Annotated in this window: 14 protein-coding genes; 10 read left to right on the forward strand and 4 right to left on the reverse strand. The window is 47.9% G+C overall.

The genetic code is table 11. The annotated features are described in order from the left end of the window. Positions 1-924: 924 nt before the first annotated feature. From grpE to QZ918_RS30995, 6 genes are all read left to right on the forward strand, one after another. A complete protein-coding gene (gene grpE / locus QZ918_RS30970; RefSeq protein WP_293342413.1) occupies positions 925-1,716 on the forward strand; it encodes a nucleotide exchange factor GrpE in 792 nt (263 codons plus the stop codon). A 290-nt stretch (positions 1,717-2,006) separates the two neighbouring features. Continuing rightward, on the forward strand, positions 2,007-4,115 hold the full coding sequence (dnaK, locus tag QZ918_RS30975; protein WP_293342417.1) for a molecular chaperone DnaK: 2,109 nt from the start codon (positions 2,007-2,009) through the stop codon (positions 4,113-4,115). A gap of 139 nt (positions 4,116-4,254) precedes the next feature. Further along, complete coding sequence (gene dnaJ, locus QZ918_RS30980) at positions 4,255-5,382, forward strand: molecular chaperone DnaJ (protein ID WP_293342420.1); 1,128 nt, start codon at positions 4,255-4,257, stop codon at positions 5,380-5,382. 486 nt (positions 5,383-5,868) lie between these two features. Then, on the forward strand, positions 5,869-6,159 hold the full coding sequence (locus QZ918_RS30985; RefSeq protein ID WP_293146720.1) for a sulfurtransferase TusA family protein: 291 nt from the start codon (positions 5,869-5,871) through the stop codon (positions 6,157-6,159). Further along, the gene (rsgA, locus tag QZ918_RS30990; RefSeq protein ID WP_293342424.1) at positions 6,156-7,406 is read left to right on the forward strand and encodes a ribosome small subunit-dependent GTPase A; all 1,251 of its coding nucleotides are present in this window, start codon (positions 6,156-6,158) and stop codon (positions 7,404-7,406) included. The genes QZ918_RS30985 and rsgA overlap by 4 nt, the downstream gene beginning before the upstream one ends. Further along, positions 7,379-7,543, forward strand: a complete 165-nt coding sequence (locus QZ918_RS30995) for a hypothetical protein (protein ID WP_293342427.1) — start codon at positions 7,379-7,381, stop codon at positions 7,541-7,543. The genes rsgA and QZ918_RS30995 overlap by 28 nt, the downstream gene beginning before the upstream one ends. On the opposite strand, the gene QZ918_RS31000 is transcribed toward QZ918_RS30995, so the two are convergent. Continuing rightward, on the reverse strand, positions 7,535-8,713 hold the full coding sequence (locus tag QZ918_RS31000; RefSeq protein WP_293342430.1) for an RNA-guided endonuclease InsQ/TnpB family protein: 1,179 nt from the start codon (positions 8,711-8,713) through the stop codon (positions 7,535-7,537). The two genes, QZ918_RS30995 and QZ918_RS31000, sit on opposite strands and share 9 nt — an antisense overlap. Before the next feature lie 310 nt (positions 8,714-9,023). Between QZ918_RS31000 and QZ918_RS31005 the strand changes: the two genes are divergently transcribed. From QZ918_RS31005 to QZ918_RS31020, 4 genes are all read left to right on the forward strand, one after another. Next, positions 9,024-9,809 carry a MotA/TolQ/ExbB proton channel family protein gene (locus tag QZ918_RS31005; RefSeq protein WP_293342433.1) on the forward strand — a complete coding sequence of 262 codons (786 nt, stop codon included), beginning with the start codon at positions 9,024-9,026 and terminating at the stop codon, positions 9,807-9,809. A gap of 15 nt (positions 9,810-9,824) precedes the next feature. Further along, entirely contained in the window at positions 9,825-10,556 is a 732-nt protein-coding gene (locus QZ918_RS31010; protein WP_293342436.1) for an ExbD/TolR family protein, read from the forward strand. A gap of 535 nt (positions 10,557-11,091) precedes the next feature. Beyond that, positions 11,092-11,289 carry an NblA/ycf18 family protein gene (locus tag QZ918_RS31015; protein WP_293146710.1) on the forward strand — a complete coding sequence of 66 codons (198 nt, stop codon included), beginning with the start codon at positions 11,092-11,094 and terminating at the stop codon, positions 11,287-11,289. 1,038 nt (positions 11,290-12,327) lie between these two features. Further along, complete coding sequence (locus QZ918_RS31020; RefSeq protein WP_293342439.1) at positions 12,328-12,510, forward strand: hypothetical protein; 183 nt, start codon at positions 12,328-12,330, stop codon at positions 12,508-12,510. Here QZ918_RS31020 and QZ918_RS31025 read toward each other — a convergent pair. The 3 genes from QZ918_RS31025 to QZ918_RS31035 form a co-directional block, all read right to left on the reverse strand. Next, complete coding sequence (locus tag QZ918_RS31025) at positions 12,498-12,947, reverse strand: hypothetical protein (protein ID WP_293177066.1); 450 nt, start codon at positions 12,945-12,947, stop codon at positions 12,498-12,500. The two genes, QZ918_RS31020 and QZ918_RS31025, sit on opposite strands and share 13 nt — an antisense overlap. 80 nt (positions 12,948-13,027) lie before the next feature. Next, a complete protein-coding gene (locus tag QZ918_RS31030) occupies positions 13,028-14,248 on the reverse strand; it encodes an anhydro-N-acetylmuramic acid kinase (RefSeq protein ID WP_293342442.1) in 1,221 nt (406 codons plus the stop codon). A gap of 70 nt (positions 14,249-14,318) precedes the next feature. Next, positions 14,319-15,050: a PP2C family protein-serine/threonine phosphatase gene (locus tag QZ918_RS31035; protein ID WP_293342445.1), complete on the reverse strand. Its 732-nt coding sequence runs from the start codon at positions 15,048-15,050 to the stop codon at positions 14,319-14,321. Positions 15,051-15,334: the final 284 nt, after the last annotated feature.

Here is a 15,334-nt window from a genome sequence, read left to right on the forward strand (position 1 = left end):
CTCAGAAAGAGTAAGATGGGTGTAGCTCATGGGGGTGTCCTTTTGTTGTGGTAAACATTAGACTATCCCTGTGAGTCCCCCTTGGTCAAACTCCTGGGTGTTGCACTTCAGATTTGAACTGGCGATGTCAAATTACAGTGCCCGTGGTGGCGCGGTTATCTGTACTAGCTTAAAGATCGCACAGGCGATCTTTGATGATGATAGCTTTGACGAAACCCATCGATCGCTCTTTTGAGATATATTGTGATTAATTAATTATCTGCGATCGGGTTGCGGGCGATCGCCCGACCGGAGTCCGAGCGCCCAAATTTTGACCAGCTCTAGTTTTTTCCCTGCCAATATTCATCTAATTCTCTCTGGTGTCCTAACCTTTGTGACGAAAGCTTGACAGTTCATCAATTTTGCCAAAAGGCAAATTAGGTGTCAATCGTATCTACCGAGTGGCAGGTACCCAATACCGGCTAATGTTTCTCATTTTACTCGCAAATAATTGAGGACACCTCCCTATTTTTCAAACGCACTCAATGGTAAAAGACAAGCCTCTATCTGCGAATAAAACAGCCATACAGATTAACTTTAATTAACTCTCGTTGACCGCAAATATTGAAGTATCCGCCATCAACAACTCAATTATTTTCAGAAAATCTAACTGCTTAATATCCTTCTAAACTTGCTATCAATGCGAGCATGTTATTCCCAAATTGCGATACCAGAAACCTTGTGTTAGCTCCAACGACGGTCTTACTAGAACTAGAGATCGAGATTTCATTTCCATAAAATATTGAAAGCTTTGAGAGATTCCTGCACATAAGCCGGAGCTTTCCTATGAATCAGATAGTGCTATCCACAGTAAATTATAGTTCTCTACATTTACCGTGTTAAGTGTATCTGCTAGAATTGATAGGGTTCTGTCGCGCAGCTTATATGATTGACGAGGAAAAACAGCAAGATCTAGATCCTAACTCAACTGGGGAAACCCCAGAGGGTTCACCAATGGCAAGCGAAACTCCGCCGGCACCAGCAAACTCTAACGAAGCAGCCGATTGGGAACTCGAACTTGCTCAAGCTTATCAAAGCACCGAGGGCGATCGCAAGGGAGCAAACGCATCCGGGGATCCTGTCACCGGCAATTCCACCAACAGCCCGACAGCAGACGCGGCTGAATCATGGAAGAGGGAACTCGCCTCCGTAAGAGATGAAAAAGAGGCTTTAAAAACTCAGTTGCAAGCCACATCGGCTCAACTAGAAGACCTAAAAAATCAAAATCTCCGCCTAGCAGCAGATTTTGAAAACTTCCGCAGGCGCACCCAAAAGGAAAAAGAAGAGTTAGATTTACAGGCAAGGTGTCTCACGATCAAGCCGCTGTTGCCGGTAATCGACAATTTCGAGCGCGCTCGATCGCACATTAAGCCGCAAAACGACGGCGAAATGAACATTCACAAAAGCTACCAAAGCGTTTACAAGCAAATGGTAGATGGTCTCAAGCAAATTGGGGTTTCTCCGATGCGCCCTGAAGGCGAACAGTTTGACCCCAACCTCCATGAAGCTCTCCTCAGCGAGCCCACAGACGAACACGAGGAAGGAACAATCATCCAAGAACTAGAACGCGGCTACATTCTGGGCGATCGTGTCTTGCGCCACGCCAAAGTGAAAGTTGCAGCGCCTGGGATATCTGTGGTAGCCTCAGATGAAAATCCCGATAGTTCGGAAAGTTAATCGGGACAGAAGCTACTGCATTCCTCGAAGTCACTGACCCCCGAAGAGAATTCGGGGGCACGAAGGTGGCAAACTCACCAACTTCTTAATTCAGGACTAAAAGCAGGTCAGCGCTTTCTCAACAAATTCTGAACAATGTTTTAATGAGTCTGCGATCTTGCATTAAAATATCAAGTTTGTTTCCTACAAATCGAGTCAGGTGATGCTTGTTAAAACAAGCTTAGTCGTTTTTTATACCCCAACTTGTAGTTGGAAGTTTCCAAACATCCCACAAAGTTTTATGAGGCGCTATGGGAAAAATTATTGGAATTGACCTAGGCACGACCAACAGTTGCGTAGCTGTATTGGAGGGCGGTAAACCAGTCGTGATCGCCAATTCTGAGGGCGGCCGCACAACTCCGAGCATCGTAGGATTTGGCAAGGCGGGCGATCGCTTAGTCGGTCAACTAGCCAAGCGGCAAGCTGTAACTAATGCTGTAAATACTGTTTACAGCATCAAACGATTTATCGGGCGCAGGTGGGATGACACGGAAGAAGAACGATCCCGTACTCCCTATACCTGTATCAAAGGCAAAGACGACACCGTTAACGTCCAAATTCGGAACAAAGTTCACACCCCCCAAGAAATCTCGGCAATGGTACTCCAAAAGCTCAAGCAAGATGCTGAAGCTTATTTGGGACAAGCTGTCACTCAAGCTGTAATTACAGTGCCGGCCTACTTCACAGACGCCCAGCGGCAAGCTACTAAAGACGCCGGTACGATCGCGGGTTTAGAAGTCCTGCGGATCGTCAACGAACCGACGGCGGCCGCCCTTTCCTACGGGCTCGACAAGCAAAATATCGAACAGAAAATCTTGGTCTTTGACCTTGGTGGCGGTACTTTCGACGTTTCGATCCTGCAATTGGGAGACGGAATTTTTGAAGTCAACGCCACCGCAGGTAACAACCATCTCGGAGGAGATGACTTTGATGACTGCATAGTTCAGTGGCTGGTAGAAGCTTTCCGGACTCAAGAAGGTAGCGACCTCTCAACAGACAAAATGGCATTGCAGCGCCTCCGAGAAGCTGCGGAAAAGGCGAAAATTGAACTCTCTCTCTCGCAATCCACATCCATTAATTTGCCTTTCATCTCATCTGATGCTAAAGGGCCCAAGCATTTGGAAATGGATCTCTCGAAGGCTCAGTTTGAAAAACTGGTTAGTCATTTGGTGCAGGCGACGATCGATCCGGTGACTCAAGCCCTCAAAGACGCAAGTCTGACCCCGAAAAATATAGACAGGATTATTTTAGTCGGAGGCTCAACCCGAATTCCGGCAGTTCAAGAGGCAATTAGTAAGTATTTTGGGGGCGCGTCTCCCGATAAATCGGTGAATCCCGACGAAGCTGTAGCCGTAGGTGCGGCAATTCAAGCCGGGGTGTTGGGCGGTGAAGTCAAAGATTTGCTTTTGCTAGACGTGACGCCGCTTTCCCTGGGACTCGAAACCTTGGGCGGTGTGTTTACCAAAGTAATCGATCGCAATACAACCATCCCCACCAGTCGATCGCAAATGTACAGCACGGCTGCTGACGGACAAACCTCCGTAGAAATTCACGTCCTCCAAGGCGAGCGCGCATTGGTAAAAGACAACAAAAGTCTCGGCAAATTCCTGCTCAAAGGCATTCCCGCAGCCCCCCGCGGCGTACCTCAAATCGAAGTTACCTTTGAAATCGATGCCAACGGCATTCTCAAAGTTGCCGCAGAAGATAAGGGAACCGGCAAAGAACAAAGCATCCAAATTTCCAATACAGGGGGCTTGAGCGAAACTGAAGTCGAGCGGATGCGACAAGAAGCGGAACTTTACGCCGATGAGGACATCAAGCGCGCTCAAGTAGTCGAACTCAAAAATCAAGCCGACACCCTGGTCTATAATTGTGGTGTCACTTTGAAAACGAACGCTCAATTGCTCAGCGACGACCTCAAAGTCGCAGCCGAATCAGCAGCAACAGCTTTGAAGGCCGCGATGGCTAACCCCGACATCACTGTTGAGGAACTCACCGAGCAAATCGAAGCTTTCAAGCAACTGCTATACTCCCTCGGGACAGCAGTCTACGAGCAAGCCCGCAGCGGGGCAGCCAACTCCTCGCCAGAGGTTGAAAGCGAGATGATTTCAGAACTAGAAGAGGTTGCAGTTACCGACGACAGCCTTTTCCTGACAGAAGAGCTGCTGGTGGCACCCCCCCCGGCGCCACCAGCTCCGCCACAACCGGAACCCAAACCGGAACGACAGTCCAAGCGACAGCCGGAACCACAACCGGAACCCAAACCGGAACGACAGTCCAAGCGACAGCCGGAACCACAACCCAAACCCAAACCGAAGGTTCCCGAACCGGAAGTTGATGAGATGAATCCTTTCCTTTAGCACTGAAAAATTAACAATTAACAATTAACAATTAACAATTAACAATGAAAATTTTTAATTTTTAATTGGTAATTTCAGGAAAGGTCGCCCGTTTCTTTTTCGTACACTTTTTGTTATTTACCTCCAGGCAAGCAGCTTTATGGCCGGTGATTACTATGAAATATTAGGCGTTTCTCGCAGCGCAGACAAAGAGGAAATTAAGCGTGCTTACCGCCGCCTAGCTCGCAAGTACCATCCAGATGTCAACAAAGAATCTGGAGCTGAGGAGCGGTTTAAAGAAATTAACCGTGCCTACGAGGTACTATCGGAACCAGAAACCCGCGCCCGTTTCGATCGTTTCGGCGAACAAGGCGTCAGCGGTGCAGGCGCGCCGGGGTTCCAAGACTTCGGCGACAGCTTTGCTGACATCTTTGAAAGCTTCTTTCAGGGTTTTCAAGGAGGGGCGGGCGCCCAACAGCAAGGTCGCAGACGCAGCGGCCCGGTGCGCGGAGATGATTTGCGACTGGATTTGCGCCTGGATTTCCGCGAAGCAGTTTTTGGTGGGGAAAAAGAACTCCGCATCAAGCACCTAGAAACCTGCGAAACTTGTGCCGGGACTGGCGCCAAGCCGGGAACCAGACCTCAAACCTGTTCGACTTGTACCGGCAGCGGTCAAGTCCGACGCGCTACCCGCACTCCTTTCGGCAGCTTTACTCAAGTTTCTGTTTGCCCCACCTGCAACGGCACCGGGCAAGTGATTGAGGACAAGTGCGAAACTTGTGGCGGCCGGGGCCAGAAAGAAGTGATGAAAAAGCTGAAAATCACTATTCCGGCTGGGGTAGACAACGGTACTCGCTTGCGCGTTTCCAATGAAGGCGATGCTGGCAAGTTGGGCGGGCCTCCAGGGGATCTTTATGTGTTTTTGGCTGTGAATGAAGACCCGCTATTTAAGCGGGACGGCATTAACGTTAATTCGGAAGTGAAGATTAGTTACTTGCAAGCAATTTTGGGCTGCCGGTTGGAAGTGGAAACTGTAGATGGGCCGACGGAATTGTTGATTCCTACTGGGACTCAGCCTGATACGGTTCTGACTCTGGAGAAAAAAGGAGTGCCTAAGTTGGGCAATCCAGTCAGTCGCGGCGACCATTTGATTGCGGTGTCTATTGATATTCCGACTAAGGTGACTGCTGAGGAACGGGAGTTGCTGATGCAGCTTGCTAAGCTGAAGGGCGATCGTACTGGTAAAGGTGGCTTGGAAGGATTTTTGGGCAATTTGTTTCAGAAATAAGCAATTTTTTGACACCCATGGGTGTCAAATTTTCCTGTTTGATGATTCCGTGGCAATTTTTTAAATTCTCTCTCAAAAAAGTGAGACCAATTGGTCTCATTTTGTACAGGTAGAATAATTGTTCGGCAATTTTTTAAATTCTCTCTCAAAAAAGTGAGACCAATTGGTCTCATTTTGTACAGGTAGAATAATTGTTGGGCAATTTGTGGGAATAGTCCTCCAAAAAATGAGACCCATGGGTCTCAAAAATCGGTCGTAGAATAATTGTTGGGCAATTTGTGGGAATAGTCCTCCAAAAAATGAGACCCATGGGTCTCAAAAATCGGTCGTAGAATAATTGTTGGGCAATTTGTGGGAATAGTCCTCCAAAAAATGAGACCCATGGGTCTCAAAAATCGGTCGTAGAATAATTGTTGGGCAATTGGTTCACGATAAAATAAGGCTTTCAGGATTTGAAATGGGAAATTTGAAAAGAAAAGGCAGACTATGAATTCAACATCCAAAATTGAAAATCCCAAATCCCCAGATGCCAAAATCGACCTGCGGGGGACTCCGTGTCCTCTGAATTTTGTCCGCACTAAATTGCGACTGGAACAAATGCCACCGGGTGCTGTTTTGGAAGTGTGGCTGGATGCGGGGGAGCCGATCGAACAAGTGCCTGATAGTCTGAAAATGGAAGGCTATCAAATTCTCGAAACGCAATTTGTTGCGGATGAGTCGGAGTCCGGCTTTTTTGCCATGAAAGTGCAGCGCCCAGAACTCCAGGAAGCAGGATGAGCCTGAATTTGTCCTCCCTCGTCGGTACAGTAGTGGCAGTTCAGGCTAACTTCTACCGAGTCAGGCTAGATCAAGCAGCCGGGATTCACGAGAATATAGCCCTGGCGGATGCTCCCACTCTCCTGTGCACTCGCCGCACTCGACTCAAAAAAATTGGTCAACAGGTGATGGTGGGCGATCGCGTGGTGGTAGACGAACCAGACTGGACTGACCGCCGGGGTGCAATTTCAGAAGTCTTCCCCCGCCGCACAGAACTCAACCGCCCGCCTGTCGCTAATGCCGATCGCATTCTCCTGGTTTTTGCCCTCGCCGAACCCGATTTAGATCCCGCCTCATTAACTCGGTTTTTAGTCAAGGCAGAATCTACAGGTTTAGAGGTGAGTTTGTGCCTGAACAAATGCGATTTGGTCACAGCCGAGGAGTTGGAACAGTGGCGCGATCGGCTTTCACGTTGGGGCTACGAACCAATGTTTATTAGCGTTCGCAGCGGTTTAGGAGTGCAGGAAGTTGCCACAAATTTTCAAAATAAAGTTTATGTCGAAAAAGTAACTTCCCAGCATTTATCGAACAAAATAGATGGTTCTCTGTTGCCTTCTGAGGAGAACCCCCTACTAGCAAAATTGGCTCATCCGTTAGCTCCGTTAAATTCCGTACAAAATCCCTTGCCGAACTTTCTCCACAGCCACACCCAAGACAAAATAACGATAATTTGTGGGCCTTCTGGCGTCGGCAAGTCCAGCTTGATCAACCAACTGGTTCCCGCCCTCAACCTGCGAGTCAATGCTGTTTCGGGCAAACTCGGCCGCGGGCGCCACACCACTCGCCACGTCGAACTATTTGAACTCCCCGACGGCGGGCTGTTGGCTGATACTCCGGGCTTTAATCAGCCGGCTCTCGAATCGGATCCGTCGGAGTTAGCTCAATATTTCCCAGAAGCTCGTCAAAGGTTGGCTTTGGGTAACTGCCAGTTTAGCGACTGTTCGCACCGCGATGAGCCTAACTGTGTGGTGCGGGGCGATTGGGAGCGCTACCAGTATTATTTGAATTTTATGGAAGAGGCGATCGTCCGCCAGCAAACTCTGCAAAACTCTAGCAGCGCCGAATCCAGTTTGAAGCAGCAAACCAAGTCCGACGGTACACAGCAGTATGAACCGAAACTGCAAACTAAAAAATATCGTCGCTCTTCCCGCCGCCTGCAACACCAGTCGCTGCAAGATATGTGTCAAGAAGACTTAGAAGAATTCTGAGCAAGTCGCCACCGCCGATCGCCCGTGAGGAGTCTGACAATATTACCAAGACTTACCCAGGAACGGGATTTGATGGATTGACACTCCCCACCGATGAATCGGGGGGATTCTTCTCTCAGCGAGCCAACTTACCCTAGCAGGCTTGCGCCAACTAAAATAGAGGTCGATTCTCCAGAAGCGTTGCTTGCGTCGAGCGCAAAGGTTCCTGTGTGCCCCACAGTACCCAATCCTGACTTCAGGATAATTATGGCAGCGTTGTGGTCGCGATCTAATCTACATCCACATTGACAAACATGAGTTCTCGTAGACAAAGATTTCTTAACCACAACACCACATAAGGAGCATTCTTGCGACGTATACGCAGGATTGACCGCAATGGTAATCCGTCCGAATACCCGCCCAAAATACTCTAACCAAATGCGAAATTGATACCAGCCCGCGTCACTAATGGACTTAGCGAGACAATGATTCTTAACCATGTTCTTAATCCGCAAATTTTCATAGACGACTACATCGTTAGATGTGATTACGCACCGCGCCAATTTGATGGCATGGTCTTTACGTTGTCTACTTATTTTGAGGTGAACTCGTCCTAATTTAACTCTAGCCTTATGTCTATTGCTAGAGCCTTTTACTTTGCGAGAAACGAGGCGCTGCGCCCGTTTCATCTTTCGCGCACCTGTTCGATAGAACTGAGGATTTTCAACTTTGTTACCTAATGAATCGGTGTAAAAGCTTTCTAGTCCGACATCTAAGCCAATAGTTTGATGAGTTGGTTCTCTGACTTCCTGACGTTCCACTGAAATACAAAACTGAACGTAGTAGCCATCCGCTCTTCTTACCAATCGAACCCTTTTGATTTGGTCGGGTTGGTAGAAGTTCAGCTCGCGAGTACCTTTCAACTTCAGCTTGCCTATCCCCTTTTTATCGGTAAAGACAATTGACTTTCGATCGAGAGCTAGTTTCCATCCCGAAACTTTATATTCAACCGAGCGATTATCTTTCTGGAACTGGGGAAAACCTTTTTTACCAGCAATCTTACTCTTGCAGTTGTCGTAGAATCGGGAAATTGCCGACCAAGCGCGTTCGGTTGCCGCTTGACGGGCTGTTGAGTTGAGTTCATCTGCAAACGGAAATTCCTTCGCTAGTATGGCGCTTTGCTTGTTCAGGTCGTACTTATTGCTCTTCGGATTGTCCATCCAAAAGTGGATGCACTTGTTCCGAATGAACTGCACAGTACGAATCGCGTCATCAATAGCTGCGAACTGCTCGGGTTTTCCGTATGTTTTGAACTCAAAAACTAGCATTGGAACTTGATGTCTTACGCTGACCATTATAGCGCAAAAATCATGAATCGACAAGGAAAATCAAAAGATTGTAGGTGGAAGACAGCCTTACTCCGAGTTCATCCCCGTGATGCAAGCCAGGGGACGAACTCTCGTTTTCCGGTAAGATACTTCTTTGCAGCCCGAGGCCTTGGGCTGCAAGACCCGGTTTCTTTAGTGGCGAGTGCGTAAGTCCTGAGTACATTAATCGCTAAAATTAAATGGCCTTAGATTTGTAAAAAAAAGTAGAACAGAAGCAAAAGTTAGCGGGTAATGCAGGAGCAAAAATATTGTGAATATTCAAGAACTGTTTCAAAAAGGCGGCCCCGCAATGTGGCCCCTGTTAGTGTTATCGATTCTCTCTGTAAGCACAATTATCGAGCGTTTGTGGTTCTGGGCAAGCCTCTTGAGCAAAGAGAAGCAGATTGTTAACCGGATTCTCGACGCGGCACGCAGCGATTGGGGGGCGGCTAACGAGATTGCCAGACAAGCCAACCGACAGCCGATCGGGCGATTTCTGTCTGCACCCTTGCGCCTGTACAATCCTGAACCGGACTTATTTCGACTGGCACTCGAAGCAGCCGCCGATGAAGAGTTGGCTTCGATGCGCCGTGGCGACAAAATCTTAGAAGCGACGATCGCTCTCGCCCCTTTGCTGGGCTTGCTGGGAACAGTTTTGGGCTTGATTAACTCCCTCAGTTCCATCCGTCTGGGCGACATCGGTACGGCGGCAACCACTGGCGTGACTTTGGGGATTAGCGAGGCGCTGATCACGACTGCGAGTGGGATGGTAGTAGCAATTTTTACCTTGGCGTTTTATCGGATATTTCAAGCTTTTTTGTTCAACCAAGCCAAAATATTTCGCAAAGCTGGAAATGAAATGGAATTGCTCTACAGACAATATTGGCCGACTGCTAATGCTAAAGGTCGATCGCCCGGTACAGAGCACAACAATTCTTCCTTTGGTTCCGATGGTTTGAACAGGCGTTATCTCAATTCTCAAGAATCGGGGGAACGTCTCAGGGAGCCGAAATTAAAAGGTTCCGAGCCAGATGTTGATTCAACTTCTAATAATTAGAACAAAGGAGAACGAATGAAGATTCACTTAGATAATCCTGGTGAAGAGGCTCGGATTGACCTAATCCCTTTAATTGATGTGATCTTTTGCATTCTGACGTTTTTTCTGCTGGCTGCTTTGCAACTGACTCGCCAGCAATCGATTAATGTCGATTTGCCGAAGGCGAAAACGGGACAAACGCAGATGCGAGAGATGCTGATTGTCAGCATTGACGATTTCGGGCAAACTTATATTGACCAATTGCCTGTTAATTACCAGCAGCTCGATCGGGTTTTAAAGAGTTTCCGACAGCAAAATCCTACCGGGTTGACGGTATTGTACGCTCCTCAAAATGCGAAGTATGCCAAAGTTGTAGAGGTTTTAGACAAATTGCGAGAGGTAGGAGGCGATCGAGTATCTCTAGCAACTCTTCCTAGTTCAGCTCCCTCTGCCCAGCCGAACAATCAGCCACTTCCCAATTCCGGGATTCCTGCGGCACCTTCGGGCAATTACCCTCAACCTCTGCCGTCTCCCGTAGATCCTGGGCAACAGCAGCTCAATCCCAATCAGTTTCAATCTCCTCTCCCGGCTCCGGGGCAGCAGCAGTTCAATCCCAATCAGTTTCAATCTCCTCTTCCAGCACCGGGACAGCAGCCGAGCAACTCTGGGGGAAATCTAGGAATTCCTCCCGTTTCGCCCGCACCCATTGCCCCCAATTCCAGGCCCGGAGCTGCTACTCCACAGCCGAATGTCCCTCCCTCCAATTAGCGAGTGGAAACGCTTCTAAGTTCGGAAGCAGTGTGGCCGATTTAGCAGGTGTAGCCGATCTAACGAATAGATGTTGAGGCTTGAACTCCCAAGCAAGCAAACGATTTGATAACCGATACAAGGAAGAAACTAAGGGAGAAGAAATAAATATAAATTCTCCCACTCTCCCCATCTCCCCTCACCCGCTCTCCCCCTCAACCAGAGAGAATTTTCTCGCTAGTTGGTATAAATCGCTGCAATTATTTTGGTTCATACTGAGCCTTTTTTCTTTTGACAACTAGATAGAGTGGTATAAGTCTGCGGAAGGAACTTTTGCGGACATCCTGCCATCTCTACGATTAAGTTATTTCTTGGGAAAGATGGTAATTTTGTCAAATCATTGTTACCTTTTGTAATATACTAAAGCGAGATAGGCTTGCGGGACATCCTGAAACCAACAGCCGATCGCTGAAGCAACTTACAGAAACAACTTACAAATCTGGTTAATCCAGGTTTCACTGTCAAGTCACTTTTACTTACTACAGGAGTCAAAGTCATGAGCCAACCAGCAGAATTGTCTTTGGAGCAGCAATTTAGCCTGTGTTCCTTCAAAACACAGGTAAGTGGCATGAGCCGCGAGCAAGCTCAGGAGTTTTTGGTCAAGCTTTACGAGCAAATGATGTTGCGCGAAACCATGTACCGCCATTTTCTCAAACACCATTGGGGTCTAGAGCCCAATCCAGGCGTTGAGTAGCCTAGAGTCGCAGTCGGCGACCTCCGTCTCTTACTCTCTTCCCTCAGGCGGAAAGGAGTTGGGGGTGATGGGGCGTCACTCGAAGATACAAGGCAAGAATATCCTCAGATCTCGACATTGATATACGGATGAATTTATCAGATTAGAGGTATTGGGTAGAAACAATTTTTACCTACCTATCGAGAACTCATCCTCGGGTCTAGACAAACTCGCACTTTATTGTCTTTTGATTCTACTAAAAGTTGGGAGCGAGTCTCCGCAATAGTCCGATCGACGATCGCAGCACAAAGCAACAATAATTTATCGCTCCCCCTCTCAAAAATTATAAATTTTTCTAGAATATCTATATTTTTTTTGCAATAAATTAAATCCCTAAATTCCGAAATTGGGTAGAATCAATTAATAATATCTAATTTCCAGAAATGTAAATTGTTTGATATAGCTTTTCTCGAAAATATGAGGTCGGTCTGACAATTGGTAATGGGAAAAAAGGTAATGGGTAATTGGTAAGCGATATGTCTTACAACCCTTCTGAGGCTTCTCTGCGGTAAAGATGGTTTTCGCGCGTGCATTCTCCCTGATTGTCGCAGCATAATTTGAAATAACTCATCTTTATGAGAACCGCTAGAGCGCGAGCTTAACACTTCACTAAAGCCTTTAATCTACTGTAGAGTTAGATTTGCACGGCGCTAGCCCTCTCGAGTTGCAAGCGATGCCTTTGAGCAAGAATTGAGCAAGTCGGACATCAACAGGCGATCTCCGACAAGCAAAACCTTTAATTTTCTACTCTAGTTCTAGATCGCGCAACTGGTAACTGTGAACTACCTACACCAACCGCAAAACGGTATGGTCTAGGCTTCCCAATTCATCGGGAATCGCCAAAGCGAACTCCGTAATTCTGTTGGACTTACATTCCCTCCAAGGGCAGGAGTCCTGGTTCCCAAGACCCAATTATGGCGTGACAATCATTACTAGCTACTTTGCCCGCTTGGCGATCGCGGACTTGACTGCTTGGTTTTCACAATCGCTGTAGCGTTTATGCTGTCTATAGTTCAATTATTATATCAAAGATTGTTTGTTTCGGCGGTGATGGTCTTCCTGTCCTTCGGAATCGGTCAACCATCTCACCTCAACAAACCTGGCTTTCATCCCACACCAATCTGTAAACGATATGATGTGGGGATTCCCGCCGAACTAGCTAAAAAGAGTTATTCCGACTGACGTTCCAGAGTTGCCTCCATCGTACTCGTCAAGTAATGACCAGACATGATGCCACTAGATTGGTAGTAACGATTTTCATCAACGCGGTGGAGGGTATCAAAACCCGTCCGCCGCTGGCGTTCATCTCCGAGTACCCAGTAACGTTGGACGATCGACTGGGGAGCAATCCAACCTTCGCCCTCGACTCGGCCGAGTTCGCTGTGTTGGAGTACAAAAGTATACTGTCGCTCATCGTTGTTGAGGTGTCCTCGGTACTGCAAAATAATCTCTTCGCGATCGCCTCCTGGAAACACGAGCTTCGTCACCATACTGAACCAATCTGTTCGGTTCCAGCTCACTAAAGTTTTGCCTTTCACCGTAATTGGCACGCCATTGCGCTCAATCCAACTTCCTTCGAGCGTCCATTGGCCAGATTCCATTAAAAACGTGTGAGCCACAGTGCTGTTCCTATGCTTTTCCTGCTGGCTACAATGCTGGTGCAACAACGCACAGCCGTTGTCCCTCAGACTCTATGCTATCATGCCCAACTGTGCCAACAAGAGTTAATTTCTCCTAACAGAACCGGCGCGCAAGCACCAGTAACTTGAGGCAGATTGCCGGGAATACCCCGAACCCGCCAGACGGCTAAAACCGCGAAAGCGATCGCCTCTTTAAAATCTACACTCAAGCCTGCCTCAGAAGTAGTCAACACTTGCACTGGATGCAATTGTGCTTGCAATCGGCGTTTCAAGTAGAGATTGTGGCTGCCGCCCCCGCACAATAAAACTCGATCGGGCATCTGCGGCAAAAAAGTTTGGTAACTGTGAACGATCGAAGCAACAGTCAGTTCCGTCAAAGTAGCCAGCACATCGGCAGGACTGAGGTTGTAACCTTGAGCCTCGACCAAACAACGGTTAAAATAGTCTACACCAAATAACTCTCGCCCTGTAGATTTGGGCGGTGCTTGGATGAAAAAATCTTGCTGTAGCCAATTCTCTACTAAAGCTTGACAGGGAGTGCCGCTTGCCGCCCAAGCTCCACCTTCGTCACAAGTTTTTGTGCCGTCACAGAAGTGCTGCACTGCCAAGTCTAACAGCGAATTTGCCGGCCCGGTATCCCAACCCAAGATACCCTCGCCCAGAGGAGGAGCCGCAGACTTGTCAGCCAATTCCCGATTTTTAAAGGCAGGAAGATAAGTAAAATTGCCAATTCCGCCGAGATTTTGGATGCAGAGATTGCGGTTGGGTTCGGCAAGCAGGCAGGCGTCAACTATTGGGACTAAGGGTGCTCCCTGACCTCCTGCTGCAATGTCTGCCGATCGAAAATTGCTCACAGTCGTAATGCCTGTCAATTGCGCGATGAGCCCGCCCCGCCCGAGTTGCAAGCTGTAACCCATGTCTGAGCCGGGGCTAGGTGCAGCAGAAAAACTGCTCTTTTCCGTATTCCCTGGGGGTCGGTGGTAGACAGTTTGACCGTGAGAGCCGATTAATTCCGCCTTATCATATTCTGTTTGAATTGTCAATGCTGCCTTGGCAAATTCTTGGGCGATCGCATCATCTAATTTAGCGAACTCAGCCATGGACAACGCTGAACCACTGCAAACTGAGAGAATTTGCGATCGCAAAGTAGCAGGATAAGGGAAAGTCTTGCCGGCCACCAACTGCACTTTTAAGTCTGCTTGGGAACCGACCACATCCACTAAAGCAGCATCAATGCCATCCACCGACGTGCCACTCATCAAACCGATAACGCGAACCATTCGATTTTAGATTTTAGATTTTTTGATTGGGGGATTGGGAGATTTTTAGGTGTGCGAGGGCGCGAGGATATTATTTGAGGTCGATCGTCACGATCACCACAGTAATATTGTCCCGTCCTCCTTTATCCTTGGCGGCTTCAATCAAAGCAGTTGCAGCGCCCTCGCAGGCGCGAATCGACTTCAGAGGCGAAGCAATCAAAGGATCGGAAAGTTCCTCAGTCAAGCCGTCGCTGCACAGCAACAAGCGATCCCCAGGCTTTACGTCCACCGGCAGAATATCTATCTCGTGCAAATCGTCGCGGCCCAAACACTGGGACAAAACGTGACGCCAAGGATGACTGCGAGCCTGATCCGGAGTCAGGGCCTTTCTTTTGACAGCCTGAGCCACCCAAGTCTGGTCTTCAGTAATCTGATCCAAATGAGATCCGTGCAGCCGATACAAGCGAGAGTCCCCGATATTAGCGCACCAAGGTCTGCCCTCATCCCTAAAGATCAGAACCACAGCCGTAGTCCCCATATCAGCGCGCTCGGGATGTTCGAGCTGATCGGTCAAAATTGCTTGATTGGCAATTAACAAAGCCTTTTCCAACAACAGGGGAGAATCTTCAGGCCCTTCCCAATGTTCGAGCAAATAAGATTGAATCGCCCCAGTCGCAATCCGACTGGCTTCTTGACCTCCCGCGTGTCCTCCCATGCCGTCGGCCACTATGAAAAATCGCCCGTCAGGGTCTATGTAGTACGAATCCTGATTTACGGAACGAACTAGCCCTGTATCTGTCTTACCTGCGAAAGAGCGTTTCATAGATTGGTGCTTGGACTCATCGAACTTAAAAGCTTGATTTAACGGGTGCAATTTTTGATTACAAAACTTAAAATTCCGAACGGTACTGAAATTTCTGCCGATCGCGAGTCTTGGAAAAATTGCACTTCATTAGCCTTACATTGTAGATCGTCTGATGCCATTAGTCACAAGTTAAGCTAAAAACACTGTTGTCAATGAGTAATCTTACTCATTTTTTACCGAGATACCAATTAAAATATGACTCCATTTGTTGCCTTATTATTGCCAAAAAATTGTTCGGGACT

Source organism: Microcoleus sp. CAWBG58 (assembly GCF_020883045.1).
In the GTDB taxonomy this organism is placed as follows: Bacteria; Cyanobacteriota; Cyanobacteriia; order Cyanobacteriales; family Microcoleaceae; genus Microcoleus.

What these genes read in the sequence shown, in the direction of transcription:
- grpE (WP_293342413.1), top strand. Translation starts at nt 925, where the DNA reads ATGATTGACGAGGAAAAACAGCAAGATCTAGATCCTAACTCAACTGGG.
- dnaK (WP_293342417.1), top strand. Translation starts at nt 2,007, where the DNA reads ATGGGAAAAATTATTGGAATTGACCTAGGCACGACCAACAGTTGCGTA.
- dnaJ (WP_293342420.1), top strand. Translation starts at nt 4,255, where the DNA reads ATGGCCGGTGATTACTATGAAATATTAGGCGTTTCTCGCAGCGCAGAC.
- QZ918_RS30985 (WP_293146720.1), top strand. Translation starts at nt 5,869, where the DNA reads ATGAATTCAACATCCAAAATTGAAAATCCCAAATCCCCAGATGCCAAA.
- rsgA (WP_293342424.1), top strand. Translation starts at nt 6,156, where the DNA reads ATGAGCCTGAATTTGTCCTCCCTCGTCGGTACAGTAGTGGCAGTTCAG.
- QZ918_RS31000 (WP_293342430.1), bottom strand. Translation starts at nt 8,713, where the DNA reads ATGCTAGTTTTTGAGTTCAAAACATACGGAAAACCCGAGCAGTTCGCA.
- QZ918_RS31010 (WP_293342436.1), top strand. Translation starts at nt 9,825, where the DNA reads ATGAAGATTCACTTAGATAATCCTGGTGAAGAGGCTCGGATTGACCTA.
- QZ918_RS31015 (WP_293146710.1), top strand. Translation starts at nt 11,092, where the DNA reads ATGAGCCAACCAGCAGAATTGTCTTTGGAGCAGCAATTTAGCCTGTGT.
- QZ918_RS31020 (WP_293342439.1), top strand. Translation starts at nt 12,328, where the DNA reads ATGCTGTCTATAGTTCAATTATTATATCAAAGATTGTTTGTTTCGGCG.
- QZ918_RS31030 (WP_293342442.1), bottom strand. Translation starts at nt 14,248, where the DNA reads ATGGTTCGCGTTATCGGTTTGATGAGTGGCACGTCGGTGGATGGCATT.
- QZ918_RS31035 (WP_293342445.1), bottom strand. Translation starts at nt 15,050, where the DNA reads ATGAAACGCTCTTTCGCAGGTAAGACAGATACAGGGCTAGTTCGTTCC.